The sequence below is a fragment of the Phenylobacterium sp. Root700 genome, from assembly GCF_001429025.1.
GTDB lineage: Bacteria > Pseudomonadota > Alphaproteobacteria > Caulobacterales > Caulobacteraceae > Phenylobacterium.
In genome coordinates this window covers 66775-82802 of the sequence record NZ_LMHT01000033.1, presented here as the reverse complement: position 1 = coordinate 82802, position 16028 = coordinate 66775, and the positions used below count along the sequence as shown (strand labels likewise).

The 16028-nt window shown below is 62.6% G+C and carries 16 protein-coding genes; 7 read left to right on the top strand and 9 right to left on the bottom strand.

Features of this window, described 5'->3' with window-relative positions; translation table 11 throughout:
- Position 1 precedes the first annotated feature (1 nt).
- Positions 2-1684 (bottom strand): hypothetical protein, encoded by a 1683-nt coding sequence (locus ASE02_RS17565; protein ID WP_056735835.1) that lies wholly within the window; start codon positions 1682-1684, stop codon positions 2-4.
- 198 nt (positions 1685-1882) lie between these two features.
- Between ASE02_RS17565 and ASE02_RS17560 the strand changes: the two genes are divergently transcribed.
- Positions 1883-2065, top strand: coding sequence for a hypothetical protein (locus ASE02_RS17560; protein WP_056735834.1), 183 nt, complete (start codon positions 1883-1885; stop codon positions 2063-2065).
- Between the two features lie 63 nt (positions 2066-2128).
- Here ASE02_RS17560 and ASE02_RS17555 read toward each other — a convergent pair whose 3' ends face one another.
- The 6 genes from ASE02_RS17555 to ASE02_RS22450 all read right to left on the bottom strand — a co-directional run bounded on the left by ASE02_RS17555 (position 2129) and on the right by ASE02_RS22450 (position 5839).
- On the bottom strand, positions 2129-2569 hold the full coding sequence (locus tag ASE02_RS17555; protein ID WP_056735833.1) for a hypothetical protein: 441 nt from the start codon (positions 2567-2569) through the stop codon (positions 2129-2131).
- A gap of 194 nt (positions 2570-2763) precedes the next feature.
- Positions 2764-3120: a type II toxin-antitoxin system HicB family antitoxin gene (locus ASE02_RS17550; RefSeq protein ID WP_056735832.1), complete on the bottom strand. Its 357-nt coding sequence runs from the start codon at positions 3118-3120 to the stop codon at positions 2764-2766.
- Positions 3117-3371 (bottom strand): type II toxin-antitoxin system HicA family toxin, encoded by a 255-nt coding sequence (locus ASE02_RS17545; protein WP_056735831.1) that lies wholly within the window; start codon positions 3369-3371, stop codon positions 3117-3119. Before ASE02_RS17545 ends, ASE02_RS17550 begins: the two co-directional genes overlap by 4 nt.
- A gap of 529 nt (positions 3372-3900) precedes the next feature.
- Positions 3901-4635 carry an HNH endonuclease gene (locus ASE02_RS23380; RefSeq protein ID WP_369818587.1) on the bottom strand — a complete coding sequence of 245 codons (735 nt, stop codon included), beginning with the start codon at positions 4633-4635 and terminating at the stop codon, positions 3901-3903.
- A 42-nt stretch (positions 4636-4677) separates the two neighbouring features.
- Complete coding sequence (locus ASE02_RS17540; protein WP_056735830.1) at positions 4678-5109, bottom strand: hypothetical protein; 432 nt, start codon at positions 5107-5109, stop codon at positions 4678-4680.
- On the bottom strand, positions 5081-5839 hold the full coding sequence (locus ASE02_RS22450; protein ID WP_156406107.1) for a hypothetical protein: 759 nt from the start codon (positions 5837-5839) through the stop codon (positions 5081-5083). Before ASE02_RS22450 ends, ASE02_RS17540 begins: the two co-directional genes overlap by 29 nt.
- A gap of 810 nt (positions 5840-6649) precedes the next feature.
- On the opposite strand from ASE02_RS22450, the gene ASE02_RS17535 reads away from it, so the two are divergent.
- Complete coding sequence (locus tag ASE02_RS17535) at positions 6650-8044, top strand: site-specific integrase (RefSeq protein WP_056735829.1); 1395 nt, start codon at positions 6650-6652, stop codon at positions 8042-8044.
- 289 nt (positions 8045-8333) lie between these two features.
- Here ASE02_RS17535 and ASE02_RS17530 read toward each other — a convergent pair whose 3' ends face one another.
- Complete coding sequence (locus ASE02_RS17530) at positions 8334-9080, bottom strand: NADPH-dependent F420 reductase (RefSeq protein WP_056735828.1); 747 nt, start codon at positions 9078-9080, stop codon at positions 8334-8336.
- A gap of 345 nt (positions 9081-9425) precedes the next feature.
- Between ASE02_RS17530 and ASE02_RS17525 the strand changes: the two genes are divergently transcribed.
- The 4 genes from ASE02_RS17525 (at position 9426) to ASE02_RS17510 (ending at position 13932) form a co-directional block, all read left to right on the top strand.
- Positions 9426-10052 (top strand): 2-hydroxychromene-2-carboxylate isomerase, encoded by a 627-nt coding sequence (locus ASE02_RS17525; RefSeq protein ID WP_200957719.1) that lies wholly within the window; start codon positions 9426-9428, stop codon positions 10050-10052.
- Between the two features lie 73 nt (positions 10053-10125).
- Positions 10126-10869: an SDR family NAD(P)-dependent oxidoreductase gene (locus tag ASE02_RS17520; RefSeq protein WP_056735826.1), complete on the top strand. Its 744-nt coding sequence runs from the start codon at positions 10126-10128 to the stop codon at positions 10867-10869.
- Positions 10870-10917: 48 nt separating this feature from the next.
- On the top strand, positions 10918-12120 hold the full coding sequence (locus tag ASE02_RS17515) for an acetyl-CoA C-acyltransferase (protein WP_056735825.1): 1203 nt from the start codon (positions 10918-10920) through the stop codon (positions 12118-12120).
- A gap of 525 nt (positions 12121-12645) precedes the next feature.
- Positions 12646-13932, top strand: a complete 1287-nt coding sequence (locus tag ASE02_RS17510; RefSeq protein WP_056735824.1) for a cytochrome P450 — start codon at positions 12646-12648, stop codon at positions 13930-13932.
- Between the two features lie 395 nt (positions 13933-14327).
- Here the strand turns inward: ASE02_RS17510 and ASE02_RS17505 are convergent, their stop codons facing one another.
- Positions 14328-15065: an enoyl-CoA hydratase-related protein gene (locus ASE02_RS17505; protein ID WP_369818585.1), complete on the bottom strand. Its 738-nt coding sequence runs from the start codon at positions 15063-15065 to the stop codon at positions 14328-14330.
- Positions 15066-15190: 125 nt separating this feature from the next.
- On the opposite strand from ASE02_RS17505, the gene ASE02_RS23205 reads away from it, so the two are divergent.
- The gene (locus ASE02_RS23205; protein ID WP_156406106.1) at positions 15191-15979 is read left to right on the top strand and encodes a TetR/AcrR family transcriptional regulator; all 789 of its coding nucleotides are present in this window, start codon (positions 15191-15193) and stop codon (positions 15977-15979) included.
- The last annotated feature ends 49 nt before the right edge of the window (positions 15980-16028 follow it).

Genomic DNA, 16028 nt, shown 5'->3' with positions numbered 1-16028 from the left:
CCTAGCTGAGCTGGTCGAGGAGCGCCTTGGCGGTCTTCAGGTCGGCGGTGTCGAAGCCTTCGGTGAAGGCGCGATAGACCGGCTCGAGCAGGGCGCGGGCCTCGGCCTTCTGGCCCTGGACGGCCAATGACTGTGCGAGCGGCAAGGTCGCGCGCAGCTCCAGAGACACGGTCTGGAGCGGCCGGGCGACGTCGATGGCCGCGCGCAGGTCAGCCGCGGCGGCGTCGTCTTGACCAAGGGACAGCCGCAGCGCGCCGCGGGCGATCAGATGGGCCGCCCTGACCGTCGGGTTATCGGCGGCCATGACGCAGACCTCGTCCAGGCCCGCCATCGCGCCATTGACGTCGCCGTCCAGCGCCCGGATCTGGGCGAGCAGGCGGCGGGCCTCGGGCAAGCGGGGGAAACCGCCCCCGCTCCAACCTTCGAAGCAACTTTCGGCCAAGATGACCGCCCGGCGCGTGTCGCCGAGGCGGGCCGTGGTCCAGGCCAGGATGCAGGTGATCTGGTTGGCCGTGTGGAAGCTGTTGTCCCTGGCGATGGCCAGGGCCGCGGTGGCGATGGCGGCGGCGCGATCGGGCTCGTCGAGCAGGACCGCCAACCAGGCCGCGGTCTGCAAGGCGGCCGCGGCCTCGAATGGGCTCCCGCTCGCCTCGGCGGTGGCGACGATCTGGGCCGCGCGTCGGCGGGCGAGGTCGATCTGGCCGAGTAGGTAGGCGGTTTCCACGCTGGAGCCGTGGACCATGACGTCTTCGCCCAAGAAGGGACTGGGCCCCGAGCGCGCCACCGCTTCGGTCCAGGAACCCATATGCGCCTCGGCGCCCACCATGTCGCCCACGGCATGGCGGCTGGTGATCTGGGCCATGTAGGCCATGCGCAGGCCGGCGTCGCCGCCCTCGCGGCGAGCGAGGTCCAGGAACTGGTCGGCCAGGGCGCGCGCCTTGAGATGCTGCCCGGACATCAGGGCGCTCACATAACGGCTGAGCATTTGGAAGACCAACTGCTGCAGCGCGCCGCTGCGCTCGGCGAGGTTGGTTATCTGTTCGGAAACCGCGCTATATTCTTCGTTGGCGGGACCATGCACGACGCTGACGACCTCGCTCAGCAGCACCAGCAGTTCCAGTTCGCGGGCGTCGCGGGTCGGGGAAGGTTCCACCGCCTCGAGACTGGCGAGCGCGTGACGGAAGCTCTGCACCGCTTCGCGATAAGCGTGCCGGCTGGCGGCGAGGTTGGCGGCTTCAGCCCAGGCGTCCACCGCCCTGCCGGGCTGGCCGGCCTCGGCCCAGTGGCGGGCCAGTATTTCAGGCTGGCCCTTGGCCAGGGCGGGAAACTGCTCGGCGACGACGCGGGCCACGGTGGTGTGCAACTCGCGGCGCTGGACCCTCGCCAGTCCTTCGTAGGCGGCGTCCAGGATCAGGGCGTGCTTGAATTGGTAGCTGGCCTCCGACGGGACGCCGCGGACATAGATGAGTTCAGCGTCGGTCAGCTTGGCCAGGTCGGCCTGGAGCTGGTCGGCCGGCTGCGGCGAGACGGCGGCGATCAGGGCGTAGGAGAATTCACGGCCCAACACGGCGCCGAGCTGTGCGACGTCCTTGGCGCGGCCGGTGCGCGCCAGGCGCGCCTCAAGGGAGTGCAGCAGGGTCGCAGGGATGTCACGCGCGCCGCCGCGGCCGTCGTGGCTCAGCATCAGACGGGTGACCGTGATGGACGGGGTCTGCGGCGCTGGACGTACGCTTAGGGAGTTGGCTGGGGGGAACGACCGTAGGGCAGGGGAACTGGAGGCGGTGTTGCGGGTGGCGTTGGATCTCGTCGACGTTCCCGTGCGGACGCCGCTCGCGGCCTGAAGGCACTGGTCTCGGCATTCCAAGGAAGCCATCATCCCGAGATGGCCAATCGCTACGACCTCAGGCAGGACGACGAAGGCTGGACGGTGTTTGACGCCTTCACCGGCCAGGCCGTCGTGATCGCCAACGTTCCTCAGGTCGGGTTGGACATCCAAGACGCCGTCGATCTGGCCCAGTTGCTCGACAAGCCCGCGATGCGCTCGGATCGGACGCTCAGGCAGTAGCTCACGAAAAAGCCCGCTGGTTGGGCGGGCTCCTGGTACCTGTTCCGGGACGACGCCTCCCGCTCAGAACTTCGTGGCGGGTGTGGGGAAGCCGGTGAACTCGGCTCGCTCGCACTGGCCTTTCCAGAATATCGCCATCCGCCGAGAGCCTATTCCGGATTCCGCAGAGATGCTGTGCTCGCCCGTCACCCTCGAGATGACGTTGCGCAACTTCTCGTGCTCGCGAGGCGTGTCGACGCTTTTTCCCTCCAGGGTGATCGAGGTCGGCGTAGCTTCGACGACGCTCCAGGTCGCCTCACACGCGCCCGAGCACCACTTCATCGCGTCCAGGTCAATTCGATAGAACGTGTAGTAGGGCTTGGTCTCGTCCATCAACATCGATGGCGCGAGCGTCCGCGTAGTACCGGTACAAGCCAGATCGAACTTGGCTGCCTGCGCTAACGCGGCGTTGGCGCCTAGTGTTAGGGCGGCGAAAAGGGCTGTTCCAAAGATGTTGGTGTTCATGTCTCCCCCCGGAGGTACGCTTATGCGTGGACCCTAGCCCACCGCTCGCGGGGATTGCAAAGGCTCAACTGGACGGGAGCGGGAAATCAGGTGTGGCCCAAGCTTGCATATCCGCGCGAACTAGATCAGATTCAAATCATCGCTCAAAGAGTGTTCGAAGCCCGCCCCGCAAGGCGGGTTTTTTGTCTCCGAGTTTAGAGCGCCACTAAGTCTGCAGCATCTCGCTCGGCCGCCTCACTCAGCTTTTCTTCCGCCCACTGGTTTAGGCTCTTACCTGCGAGCTGAGCAGCAAGCGCCGCCTTGGCGTGGACGGCTGGTTCAACTCGGAACATGACCTTGCCGGAGTACGGCTTCTCGGGTGCCTTCCCGACAGCGGTGCACGTCGCAATGTAGTCGTCCACGGCCTCATGGAAGGCCGCTTGAAGCTCGGGAACGCTCTCGGCGTGAAAGCCGACAACATCGTTCACACCGAGCAGGCGGCCGACAAAAATCAGATCATCCGCGTCGAACTCGATCGAGGCGGCGTACCCCTTGTAGACAATGCCCTTCATGGCGTGACTCCGATCTTGGTTAGGAACTCGCGGGCGTCTTTCACCTGATACCGCTTCGCCTCTTTGGCGGGGTGCGGGCGGTGAAAGCTGGCGATGACGCCCTTGAACTCGAACCGGACGCGAGAGCCCGCGCCTTCGATGGTTTGGGCGCCTGCGCCAGTCAGCAAGCTCTCGATATCGGCCCGGGCGATGGTGCCGGACACCGGGTCCGTAAACACCGCCTTGAGCGTCTTCTTCTGCTTGCTGTTCATGATAGCAATGTAGCGACGTACAGGTGCATTGCAAGCATATTGTGATATCACATTTCAGCCGCAGCGACCCTATCGCGTTCAGCCGAGCGAGCGGCGAAGCTTGTGATTCAGCAGCTGATTGAGGATGCCGAAGAACCGTAAGCGGGGCCCTGCCCCCACCTTCCGACGTCGGCCATCATGTCCTGAAAGGTCGTCCCACTAAGCTCCCAGCAGCGCGTGCTTTGCCACCACGGCTCGGGCAGTCGATAGGCGCGCGGACGCCAGGACGGCGAGGGCTCGATAGAGGCGACGACGATCCGGATGAACCCAGGACAGCGGGGCAACTGACAGCTTTGCCATTCGCGGAGCGTCGAGCGAACGGCGCGCGGTGTCTATAGCGAGGGGCTGTGCCGTCGGACTTCAGTTCCGTTCGGGGCTCACCCGGCTGGTCTTCTTCGCCCCTAGCGTGGGGTTGTTCCAGCAGTGGCGAGCCGGGGCATTCATGGCCACTCCCAGGTCACCTATCGCGCCGTTATCAACCATCGACAAATTAGGCTGAGTTCGCGGCTTTTCGCGGTGTGCGCCAAGCGCCGGGGTGTAGAGCTTTCATCTGGTCTAGTTCACGAGTGCGCTCTTTGGCTCGCGTCTCAGCGTCCGGATCTCTGTCTAGCAGCGGCGATCTGGCAAAATCGCGCAAAGTAGTTTCAATTTCTTCTTCCCGTTCGTTTGCGGCTTCCTGTGCGCTCTTTATTGCGTTGAGCACTTGTGTCCGCACGTGTTTCGGGAATCGGTCGATGCGAACGTGTCGAAGCGCGTGAATTCCTGCAACTACGTACTCATGTGTTTCCGCAAGGCGTTCTCTGTACTCTCGGAGCCTGCGAAGACTCTGTCGATTCAGGTCCAGAGATTGTATAGTATAGTAGCCCGTGTTCGTTACATGGTTCACTCGTACGCCCGAAGCACTGAAGTGCTCCAGAAGCGCATCTTTGTCCGGTCGAAAGAACCTAAATCCGGCCTCCTGAGCGGAGGCTGGAGGGTGGCGGTTGCCCTTCCGCAGATTGCACTCATCACACGCGTACATCAGGTTTTCGTACGCGTGAACGTCTATCTCGGTATTGCCTTGGGGTACGTAGTGATCAATCGTGAAGCGAATTCCCGCCGCCTCGTATTCCGTAATCGTGCAGTACGCGCAAGAGTAGTAGAAGTCATAGCGAAGTTCGTTTCGGTAATCCGAATATGCAAGTCCTGCCGTTACCTCGGATCTCTTAACTAGAGGTCCGTGCATTGATTTTACTACGGAGGAGTTGTCGTCTTTCGCTTCCATCCGCTATTTGCTCCCACCCTCTAGCTGCTCTCGAAGCGCTTGGAGATCCTTCAAGAAATGCTCATAGCGGACGACCACCTCTTCGAGGCGATCCAAATGCTCACCGTGCTTGGCGTCCTCGATCCGGTCCAGGGACCATCTAATATACTCCAGACGCCGCTCCTCCTTTCGGGTCGCGGTGCCGTCAAAGACGGCGTCGAGTAGAGTTTGCCTTTCGGTCAGCAGTGCATCTTGTTCCGCATCGCTGATGGCGCGCGCGTTTACCCTTCCCGCCTTGCGAGCGGTCGCGGCGTATACGTATCCTCCAAACGTCGGAAGCTTGATTGTATTGGATTGCAGCCCACCCGTCCCAGAGTGGGCAATTGCGTTGCTTCTGACGGACAGTTCGCCCGCTAACTCGGAGGCGTCAAACTGAAGAGCTGTTGAGGTTTTCATCGAACCTAATGCCTTCGGCAATTTCTTCTAGATATGAGAGCGATTTTTTCTCAGCTTCTGCACAGGCGTGCTTCAAATGTGCAAGTGAGGCTTGGCGGGGCTTTTTGAAGTGCCTGCCCCAATCGAAGGTTATCTGCAGCAATCCTTCATTGTCGCCGTTCCTGCTGATCGTATGCGAGCACTTGTCGGTCCACTCTTCCTGGTCATCCAGGACGTAGTTGCCACTAAAGGTGAAGTGCTCTGGCGCGTTTCCCCACGGCCGTCCGAGGTACTTAATCGCCTGCTGAATTCCGGGAGGAAGATCCTCCTCAGTTACCAGCGTGGATGATACCGCGCCAACTCGGTTCAGTGTTCGGTTGCGAATATTTGGGAGAAGTGATGTCGCCTCGATCAATCGTTCAAAGGTTTCGGGTAGAAGTTTGGAGTACGGCTGCGCCTGAGAGAGCATTTCAAGGGTTGGGAGACCCCCGCTTACGGGGACTGCTCTCAAGCGATGGTTGAAGGCGATATGAATATGTCCTTGATCCACGGCGTACCGAAACCCGTTGTGGGTAATTAGGGATATTCCGAGGGTCTCGTGCTTCTCAATTTCAAAGAGAAGTTTCTCTCCGTCCACCATTCTGCCGAGGATTGGGGATAGTGAGTCCACAATCGCATCACCGGAAGCAATATGAGGTTCCAACCTGAAGCCAACGGTTGGTGTGGATGCCAACTTGTCGCACCAACTCACTTTAATCCCCCAAGAGTTCTGTGGGCGGTCTGCCCTCACCGGGGGATCATAGCCGTGTAAAGGGGCGACAACCAAACTTCCTGTGCCCTAAGCATCGAGCGAGCTGCATTGCCCCCCTCAGTCAGATCGTTTCGGCCGCTGGCCGCTGCATTAGCAGAACCGCGACGGCGTCTACGTTGCTGATGTTGGATCACAAGTTGTGAGTTCTAATCCAGCGGATCAGGGGTGAGGGAAACTCAATGTCGAACCAGGACACGGAGCTTCTGCGCTAGGTTTGCGACGAGCCAAGCTTGTGAGCTAGCCTCGCCGCAGCGAAGCGCCCATTCTGAGCTTCGGCTTTGAGCCTTAGCCTGTCATCGAGGAGCCGCTGGCTTCATCGCCGAAAGTGGACGTGGCCGGCTTCAGCTTCGAGCCCAATCCAGTCATTTCCAGTTTCCATCCGTGTCCTGCCTGGAATGCAGAGCGGAGAGACGACGTGACCAGGGCCGATCCGGGAAAAAACGCCCTCACATGGGCCCGCCGCAGTTTCGATATATCTGTCAGCCTTAATGTGGAAACAGGACAGTTCCAATGTGGGGCGATATCAAACTTTGACGTTCTGGCGGCCCGGGAGGGACTCGAACCCCCGACCTTCGCTTTAGGAATCGCTTAAGTGTTGTTTCAGGCCTTTTCGGGTCTGTTCAGGCGGTTACAAAAGTGAATAAAACCAATGACTTGCCTTTTCACAGGGCTGCAGTCAACCTCACCTAGCACCGTCGCAAGGGGACCTATTTGGAACCTGGCGCGACCGTTTTGGAAGGATGATTTGCGGTGCCCCATCTCACGCTCACCACGCGATTCTGCGAGAGCGCCGGACCGGCCGACGGTCGGCAGGTCGACTACTATGACGACGAGGTCAAAGGCCTCTCACTGGGGGTTTCACCCCGAGGACGGAAGGTCTGGACCTTTCGCTACCGCAACCTGGCGTCCAAGCCATGCCGTATCACGATGGGCGTCTTTTCGGCGAGCCTAGGGCTGGCTGAAGCGCGAACGCGCGCCCGGAGACTGCGGACCCTTGTCGACGACGGTATCGATCCGGCTGCGGAAAAGCGGATCGCAAAATCGCGCGAGCGCGATCGGGCGATCGGGACGTTCGACGATCTCGCCCAGGCCTACTTTGACGCCTGCGAGAAAGGTATCTGGACGCCCAAGGGGAAGGTGAAGCGCAAGCGCAGCCTGGATGACGAGCGCAATGTCTATCGGCTGCATGTCAAGCCTCACCTGGGCAAGCTCCCGCCCAAGGAGATCACCCGGGCCGTGGTGAAGTCCCGGCTGCGGGAGATGTTCATGAGCGGGATCGGCGCGCAGACGAACAAGGCGCACCAGATGATCCGCGCGACCTACTCCTTCGCCATCGCCGAGGAGATCGAGCCCGACATCATCCTCTACAATCCGGGCATGGGCTTCGGTCGGATCGCGCCCATCAAGCCGCGGCTGCGGACCCTCAAGGATGACGAGTGGCGCGTCTTCTGGGCGGCGCTTGAAGCGCTGCAGCGGGAGGAATTGCTCGCCTCGAAGACCGGAGAGCGCATCTTCATGGGGCCGCAAATGGCCATCGTCCTGAAGCTCTGCAGCCTCCTCCTACAGCGCAAGGGCGAGATCGTAGGTATGCGCTGGTCGGAGCTCGATCTTTCCCAGGGGGTCTGGCTCATCCCGCCGGAGCGGATGAAGGGGGGGAGGCTTCATCTGGTTCCGCTGTCCAGTTGGGCCATCAGCCTGATCCGTCAGGCGGCGAGCTACACCCAAGGCGTCCAGAGCGACTGCGTATTCCCGAACCCTCGCAACCCGTCGATACCGATGCGCGCCGATAGCGTCTCCCACGGCATGCGGCTTCTGAACCAGAACATCGGCATAACGAACGCCACGCCGCACGACCTTAGGCGAAGCGGCGCGACGGCCATGACCAGCGAACGGCTGGAGATCTCGCCGCTCATCCGGAGCAAGGTCTTGGGGCATGCTTTCGACACTGGCGGCGGGGCGGCGGTGACCAGCCTACATTACGACGCCAACTCTTATGCGCGGGCGAAGCGAGCAGCCTTGGAAGCTTGGCAAACTCTGCTTGGACATATCGTGCGGGGGGAGGAGCAGGTCGCCGAGTTCGAGCCCTATGCAACTGGACCGCGGCAAGGCCTGTTGGGGCTGCCTGGCGTCGTTAGCGCGATTTAGGGTCGAGGCGATCTGCGGATGGGCGGGCTGCTGCGGGTCGCGCACCCGCGCGCGATCGGCGTCGCAGCAGCGCCGACGGTCAGCACGGGCGAGCGGTTGGTCGACGCGCCCGTGAACGGCTTGGCGCGGAAGCTATGAATGGCCTCGTGCGGGCGCACAGGAAGTGTCTGTGGGAACCTTGGATGAAGTGCTTTCACGCCAACATGGACGTTGGAGAACAGTAGGGGACGGGCGGTGAAAAATGGTCCTCTGGCGCGTCGGTTACGGTGCCGACGCGCGTAGGGGTTGTCTAATCCACCGCGTTCGTCGCGCGGTTCGATGCGACGACATCGCCGTGGGTAGGGTTTGGTCCCAGGTTCGAATATGTCACCATCATCATGTCACGCTTTTGGGCTGCAACGCCGGGCTTGGCCGCAGCCAACGCCCGGCGCGTCTCGTCAGCGTCGTAATCACAGCAGTAGGCGGGCGTTGATGGTTGTTGGCGCCATGATTCCGCGATCTCCCCGGCGTCGACGGGATCGAACCCGATCTCATCCACCAAGCCGCTGACAAGGGACTTAGCACTGGCGTCGTCTCCGGCCACCGCCACAGCCAAACGGCCCGCGGTCCCACGCGGCCGCCCAAGCTCGGCCAGCGAATAAGCAAGGATATTGTTGAACGCCTTGATGATCGGACGCCCGATCTGCTCAGCCACCCACAGGCTTTCAATTTGGCCGGCGTCAATCTCAGGAATCTGCGGGTCGCGAAGGCCGGGATAGTAATTGCCGGTATCGACGACCGGAACGCTCTCAGGCAGACCGTCAAACAGGTCCTTTGGGAGCTTGGCGACGGCCGGGAACGGGATCGACAGGATGACGACGTCGGCGCCTTCCAAGGCCCCGCGAGCATCTACCGGGGCCGCACCGATCTCTTTTGCGAAGGCCCGAACACCTTTTGGGCCCTTGGAGTTTGCAACCCGCACCTCGTGTCCCGCCGCACTGAGCTTACGGGCGAGCGTGCCGCCGATGTTGCCGGTGCCGATAATGCCGATCTTCATGTTCACTCCTACACGCCGTGGCCTAGATGAGCTTGAGCAAGCACGGGTTCAAGGTCCGCTCCTCATCCCGAGGCGACGCCTGACGGGGCGGATCTTCGCTCGTGGCCCTTCGGCGAGGGAGTGACCGCCCAACGCGCCACGATCGGGTGGGTTGAGCCTGATGGTTCGAGTTGTCGGCGCGCTTATCGCTCGCTCAACAGGGCTTGCCATTCCCCGTTGAACTAATAAGTGCTATTTTAGAACTGGACTTTTGGCGCCGTCGCTGCGTAATCACACCCGGTGTTCGGCGCGGCCGGGACAAGACCGCGATCATCTCCGGATCGCGGCGATAGAAGGGCGAACATGATGACGACGGTGGAATTCTATTTCGATTTCGGCAGCCCCAATGCCTACCTTAGCCACAGGGTGATCCCGCAGATCGAGGCGCGGACCGGCGCGACCTTCGAGTATGTGCCCGTGCTCTTGGGTGGGATTTTTAAGGCGACAGGTAATCAGTCGCCGGCCACCGCCTTCGCCGGCATCAAGAACAAGGTGGCCTACGACGGCCTCGAGATGCGGCGGTTTGTGGAGCGGCACGGCATCGCGCAATTCCGCTCCAATCCGCATTTCCCGGTCAACACCCTGCAGCTCATGCGCGGCGCGATCGCCGCTCAGGTGGCCGGGGTGTTCGAAAGCTATGTCGACAGCGTTTACGCAGACATGTGGGAGCGCGGCCGAAAGATGGACGACCCGGAGGTCCTTCGCGCGGCCTGGTCTGAGGCCGGCCTGCCGGTCGAGGAGTTGCTGCGGCTCATGCAGACCGACGAGGTCAAGAGCAGGCTGATCGGCAACACCGAGGCGGCCGTGGCCAAGGGCGCGTTCGGCAGCCCGACTTTCCTTGTGAACGGGGCGGAACTGTTCTTCGGCAAGGACCGCTTGCGCGACGTCGAGGAAGAGATTGTTCGTCAGCAACGCGTCCGCGAACGGGCCTGAGCGACCTTGCCTCCTGTCGGCCGAAACCTCAGCGGCTTTGCTCCACAATCTTCAACTCAGGATCTGAAAAGACATGCCGGACAAGGAATCTAAGGGCGTCTGTCTCGTGATCGGGGCCGGCGACGGCGTCGGGAGCGCGATCGCCAGGGCATTTGCGCTCGATGGCTTCGAGACCGTGATCACCCGTCGGGCCCGCAATCTCGACCAACTCGAGGTGACCGCCCAGGAAATTCGGGCGCGGGGCGGGGTTGTCCACGCCAAGGGGGTCGACGCGCGCTCTGAGGAGGAGACCATCGCGCTCTTCGCCGAGATCGAGCGTGATATCGGCCCGATCGAGGTGGTCGTGTTCAATATCGGCGCAAACGTGCGGTTCAGCATCGAGGAGACCACGGCGCGGGTCTTCCACAAGGTCTGGGAGATGGCCTGTTTCGCGGGCTTCCTGGCTGGGCGCGAAGCCGCCAAGGTGATGGTCCCACGCGGTCGCGGCAGCATCTTCTTCACCGGCGCCACGGCCAGCATCCGCGGTCGTGAGGGCTTCGCCGCTTTCGCTGCGGCCAAGGCCGGCCTTCGGATAACCGCCCAGAGCATGGCGCGCGAACTCGGCCCCAAGGGTGTTCATGTCGCGCACATCATCTGTGACGGCTCGATCGACGGGGTGTTCTCCCGGCAGAACATCCCGGACCTGGAGCAGCGTCTGGCGGAAGACCGGGTGCTGAAGACCGATGACATCGCCGAAACCTACCTCGCCCTGCACCACCAGAAGCGCTCGGCCTGGACGCACGAACTCGATCTGAGGCCCTGGAGCGAGCCGTTCTAGCCGCCGCTCGCGCCAACCCCTGTCATAGCCCTTTTTTCCGGAGCCTTCATGCGCGAAGCCGTCATCGTGTCCACCGCCCGCACCCCTATCGGAAGGGCCTATCGCGGCGCCTTCAACAACACCCAGGCCCAGGCGCTGGGCGGTCACGCGATCGGCCACGCGGTCCAGAGGTCCGGCGTGGAGGGCGAAGAGATCGACGATGTGGTGATGGGCGCCTCACTGCAGCAAGGCTCGACCGGTTTCAACATCGGCCGCCAGTCGGCCTTGCGGGCTGGTCTGCCGGTGACGGTGTCGGGGCAGTCGATGGATCGTCAGTGCTCGTCGGGCCTGATGGCCATCGCTACGGCGGCCAAGCAGATCATCGTCGACGGCATGAGCATCACAGTCGGTGGAGGCGTCGACTCGCTGTCCCTGGTGCAGAACGAGCACATGAACATGTTCCGCGCCGCCGACCCGGCTCTGCTGGCCAGCCATCCAGGCGTCTATGCGCCGATGATCGAGACCGCGGAACTGGTGGCCGAACGCTACGGGATCAGCCGCGAGTCCCAGGACGACTATGCCCTGCAGTCCCAGCAGCGCACCGGGCAGGCCCAGGCCGATGGCCGGTTCGACGCTGAGATCGTGCCCCTCACGACGATCATGATCGTCGTCGATAAGGCCACCGGCGCCCAGAGCGAGCGGGAGGTGACCCTGTCGGCCGACGAGGGTAATAGGCCCCAGACCACCCTGGCCGACCTGCAGAAGTTGCAACCGGTGTGGAAGGGCGGCGGCTTCGTCAAAGAAGGCAAGTACGTCACGGCCGGCAACGCCAGCCAGCTGTCGGATGGCGCATCGGCCTCGGTGCTGATGGAGGCCAAGGCTGCCGAGCGCCGGGGTCTGACGCCTCTGGGCGCATATCGCGGCATGGCTGTCGCAGGCTGCGCGCCCGAGGAGATGGGCATAGGTCCCGTGTTCGCCGTTCCCAAGCTGCTCAAGCAGCACGGCCTGACTGTCGACGACATCGGCATCTGGGAGTTGAACGAGGCCTTCGCGAGTCAGGTGCTCTACTGCCGCGATAAGCTGGGCATTCCCAACGACCGGCTGAACGTCTCGGGCGGCGCAATCTCAATCGGCCACCCCTATGGCATGACCGGAGCCCGGGCGACGGGGCACGTGCTGATCGAAGGCAAGCGGCGTGGCGCCAAGTATGGTGTCGTCACCATGTGTGTCGGCGGCGGCATGGGCGCGGCCGGACTGTTCGAAATCTTCTGAGCGGCTGAGCGTAAACGCTCAGCTTCGCCCAGATGATCGCCCTGAGCATTGTCAGCACCGGCGTTCCAAGGCCGATGCGCGCGCCGGGAGACGTCGTCGAAGTCTTGAAACGCGCAGCCTGGGCGGATGACGACGCGGGGGGCTGGCGGCTGCTGGCCGCCATCGGCGCTGACGCTGCCGATCGTCCGACTGTAATGATCCCCGATGTTGGACCTAATTTGAGCGCTGAAATGCCCCGCGCACGCTGTGACTCGCCCGCAGAATGGGTTCTGTCAGTGTTAATTCAGGGATAGTTTTGAGCTCTTTGAATCCAAAAATATGATGATAAGTCAAATATATAAAGCCATGCGACGAGGTCGATCTCGTGTCTGCAAAATCACAAGAGTACGATAATAGCACTATGTGTTGATTGACTCTCGAGGTGGTGCAGGCAACATGAGCGACAGACACTAAAAGTCACGCAATGAGCGGCCCCGCCATTTGGTCGCTCTTGACGCTAAAGCGCGCTCGAATTGGGAGGTAACGATGAACATCGCCTTGAAAGTGCAGGCGGCCGACGCCGCCGCTGAGATCGCCGCCACGCCGCTCGAGAACCTGAATCCCGCGCAGATGGATCGCTTCAGAAACGGCACCCACTGGTCCGTGTTCGAACGGTTGCGCCGCGAAGATCCGGTCCATTTCACGCGCGAAAGCGAGTTTGGGCCCTACTGGTCGATCACCAAGTGGAACGACATCCTGGCGGTTGACACCAATCACGAGGCGTTCTCCTCCGCGGAGGGCATCATCATCACGCCCCTCGCCGATATCGAGGAGCGCACGAGGGTGATGGGCAAGCGCCCCAAGGGCGATATCGGCTTCATTACGATGGACGAGCCCGATCACGGCCCGGCGCGGAAAGCCGTGACGCCCACCATGGCGCCCGCCAACCTGCAAACGATGGCCGGCCAAGTGCGCGAGCGCGCCGGCCAAATCCTCGACTCCCTGCCGATCGGCACGGAGTTCGACTGGGTGGACCTCGTGTCCAAGGAGCTGACGGCCATGACCTTGGCCACCCTGTTCGACTTCCCGTTCGAACAGCGCCGCAAGCTCACCCATTGGTCCGACATTCTGACAAGCCTGCCCGGCTACGGACCTGTTGAAAGCTGGGAGCAGAAGGGTAGGGAGACGTTTGAGTGTTTCGACGCCTTCCAAGAGCTCTGGAACCAGCGCCGCAATGACGAGCCGCGCAATGACCTGATCTCGATGTTGGCGCACAATCCCGCCACCCGAAACATGTCCGTTGAAGCCTATCAGGGCAATGTCATCCTGCTCATTGTCGGGGGCAACGACACGACGCGAAACACGATTACCTCCAGCGTCCTCGAACTCAACAGGAACCCGGACCAATACGCCAAGCTGCGCGCCAATCCGGATCTCGTCCTGTCGATGGTGTCCGAAACGATCCGCTGGCAGGCGCCGCTGGCCCATATGGCGCGGACAGCGACGCGAGATGTTGAAGTCGGCGGCAAGACCATCAAGAAGGGCGACAGGGTCGCCATGTGGTACATCTCGGGCAATCGCGACGAAGAGATGATCGACCGGCCGAACGAATTCATCATCGACCGCGAGCGGCCTCGTCAGCACATGTCCTTCGGCTTTGGCATCCACCGTTGCGTGGGCAATCGGGTCGCCGAAATGCAGCTCACGATCATCTGGGAGCAAATTCTCAAACGCTTCCCGGAGATCAAGGTTGTCGCCGAACCGGAGCTGAATTTCTCATCCTTCGTGCACGGCTTCGAAAGCCTTCCGGTCATCATTCCCTATCGGACCTGAGCAGGACTGGTCGGTCACGCCGCGGCCGCCGCAGGGTCCCGCAGGCGTACCTCACGGTTGGCTTTGTCGCGGTCTTGTGGCGGCCGCCTGTCTCCTGATCGACAGGTGGCCGCAGTCCGTATCGTTGAACCCCCACGCCCGGGTCGCCAAGGATGCCGTGCTGGCGATTGGCGTGAGGGATAGTGCGTTCGGCTGTTTTCAAAAATGGGGTAGGGCGCCGTCCCCATCCACAACCGCTATCCCGAGAATGGCCGAGGCCCGGATTCCGTTACGGACCGGCCGGGCCGCACCTGGGGCTGAGCCTGTCTCAAGCGCCTTCGACCTGTGCAGTCTGGCGCTGGGCGCGATGACGGCGCCTGGTCACGAAGCGCTTGAGCAATGGCCGCGGCGGGCGCTCAAACCTTAGCGAAGTCCGGCGGGCGGCGCTCAGCGAAGGCCTGGAACGCCTCCCGCGCCTCAGGAGAGGCGAGCCGCGTGGAGAACTCGCTCATCTCCAGCGCGATCTGCTCAGAAATCGCGGTATGGTCACGCATCAACCGCTTGGTGGCCATGAGCGACTGACGCGGCCGCGTCGCGAGCAATCGCGCGGCCGCCAACGACTCGGCGTCAACCTCCTCGCTGGCGATCGCGCGATTGGCCAGGCCCCATTGGGCCGCGGTATCGCCGTCCACCACTTCACCGCCGGCGAACATGGAGAAGGCGCGCACATGGCCGATGCGCGCCACAAGCAGTCGGCTCGATGCGGCTTCCGGAACCAGGGCCAGGTTGACGAACGGCGCGCTGAGTTTGGCGTCGCGCGCGATGATCACCAGGTCACAGTGCAGCAGCATCGTCAGGCCTATGCCCACGGCCCGCCCGCGGACGCCGGCGACAATCGGCTTCTCGAACCCGGCGATCGTGCGAATGAAGCGCGTCGCGTTCGAAGGCCCCGACGCCTCAACTGGGCCCGCAGACTGGCGCGCGAACGACGCCATGTCGTTGCCCGCCGTGAAGGCGTCGCCGCGAGACCTGATGAGCACCACGCGAACGTCCGGATCGCCCTGGGCCCGCTCAAGGTGCTCGGCCAGCGCCTCGTACATCCCGTCGGTGATCGCGTTCTTTTTCTCGGCCCGGTCGAAGGTCAGACCCAGCACGCCGTCGGTGATGTCGCTGAGGATATGATCGGTCACAGCGGTCCCTTTCTATCAGTCATTTTTCAGTATCATAATGGAACCCTTGTGGATCGATCCCAGGTTCGGGCGTCGCTTGTGGCTTGGAGATGAAGCCGATCGATCCGCCACATCGCCCAGGTGACAAACCCGTCGTGCCTGGGAGGGTCCAATCTCCGCAGGTTGATCGTCTCGCCAATGGATGTCAAAATAAAACTAACTTGATTGATCTGGTGCGGGTCCGAGCTCGGCTTGAGGCTTGGCTGCAAGCCCCCGGGAAAGGCGATGAAGTGCCCAAGGCCCTGAATGACGCGGTGCTCGCTCGTGTGAGGGACCGCCTCTGTCACGCCGCGGAGTGCTTGCTGGCTGGCGGCGGTCCAGGCGCCGTCAGCATGCGTGCGGTGGCGGCCAAGCTGGAGGTCAGTCCTATGACCCCCTATCGCTATTTCGAGAGCAAGGAGGCCATGATGAACGCGGTGCGCGTGCGGGGATTCGAGCGGCTCGCCAAGGTCCTCGAAGCCGCGAACGACGCCGGCGGAACCATCGAGCCGAGTACGCGGCTCGGCGAAGCCTATGTCACCTTCGCCTCCGAACACGCCGCCGTCTACCGGGTGATGTTCGAGGCCTGGCAAGCTGCCGATCTGACGGATCCTGAACTGGTCATCGCCCAGGCCCGTGTGCGGTCGGCCCTGGCGTCGGGTGGGGAGCGCATGCTCAAGTCACGTTCATCGGCTCGGGACGCCGCACTTGTCGGCGATTGCTTTTGGGCGACGCTGCATGGCCGCCTTGCGCTTGAAATGGCGGGCAAGATTCGCCCCGCCGTGGATGCGGATAGGCGACCGGCCGCCGTTCTCAGTGTCATCGTCCGGGGACTGGCGGGCGGCCTAGTCGAGGCCTGAGCCCCCAAAGCCGGGCGAGCGACAGCCAGCCGCAGGGAGGCCCCTTGGG

Excerpts from the sequence above, each read along its gene's own strand:
- ASE02_RS17565 (WP_056735835.1), bottom strand. The coding sequence starts at position 1,684 with ATGCTGAGCCACGACGGCCGCGGCGGCGCGCGTGACATCCCTGCGACC.
- ASE02_RS17560 (WP_056735834.1), top strand. The coding sequence starts at position 1,883 with ATGGCCAATCGCTACGACCTCAGGCAGGACGACGAAGGCTGGACGGTG.
- ASE02_RS17555 (WP_056735833.1), bottom strand. The coding sequence starts at position 2,569 with ATGAACACCAACATCTTTGGAACAGCCCTTTTCGCCGCCCTAACACTA.
- ASE02_RS17550 (WP_056735832.1), bottom strand. The coding sequence starts at position 3,120 with ATGAAGGGCATTGTCTACAAGGGGTACGCCGCCTCGATCGAGTTCGAC.
- ASE02_RS17545 (WP_056735831.1), bottom strand. The coding sequence starts at position 3,371 with ATGAACAGCAAGCAGAAGAAGACGCTCAAGGCGGTGTTTACGGACCCG.
- ASE02_RS23380 (WP_369818587.1), bottom strand. The coding sequence starts at position 4,635 with ATGCACGGACCTCTAGTTAAGAGATCCGAGGTAACGGCAGGACTTGCA.
- ASE02_RS17540 (WP_056735830.1), bottom strand. The coding sequence starts at position 5,109 with ATGAAAACCTCAACAGCTCTTCAGTTTGACGCCTCCGAGTTAGCGGGC.
- ASE02_RS17530 (WP_056735828.1), bottom strand. The coding sequence starts at position 9,080 with ATGAAGATCGGCATTATCGGCACCGGCAACATCGGCGGCACGCTCGCC.
- ASE02_RS17525 (WP_200957719.1), top strand. The coding sequence starts at position 9,426 with ATGACGACGGTGGAATTCTATTTCGATTTCGGCAGCCCCAATGCCTAC.
- ASE02_RS17520 (WP_056735826.1), top strand. The coding sequence starts at position 10,126 with ATGCCGGACAAGGAATCTAAGGGCGTCTGTCTCGTGATCGGGGCCGGC.
- ASE02_RS17515 (WP_056735825.1), top strand. The coding sequence starts at position 10,918 with ATGCGCGAAGCCGTCATCGTGTCCACCGCCCGCACCCCTATCGGAAGG.
- ASE02_RS17510 (WP_056735824.1), top strand. The coding sequence starts at position 12,646 with ATGAACATCGCCTTGAAAGTGCAGGCGGCCGACGCCGCCGCTGAGATC.
- ASE02_RS23205 (WP_156406106.1), top strand. The coding sequence starts at position 15,191 with ATGAAGCCGATCGATCCGCCACATCGCCCAGGTGACAAACCCGTCGTG.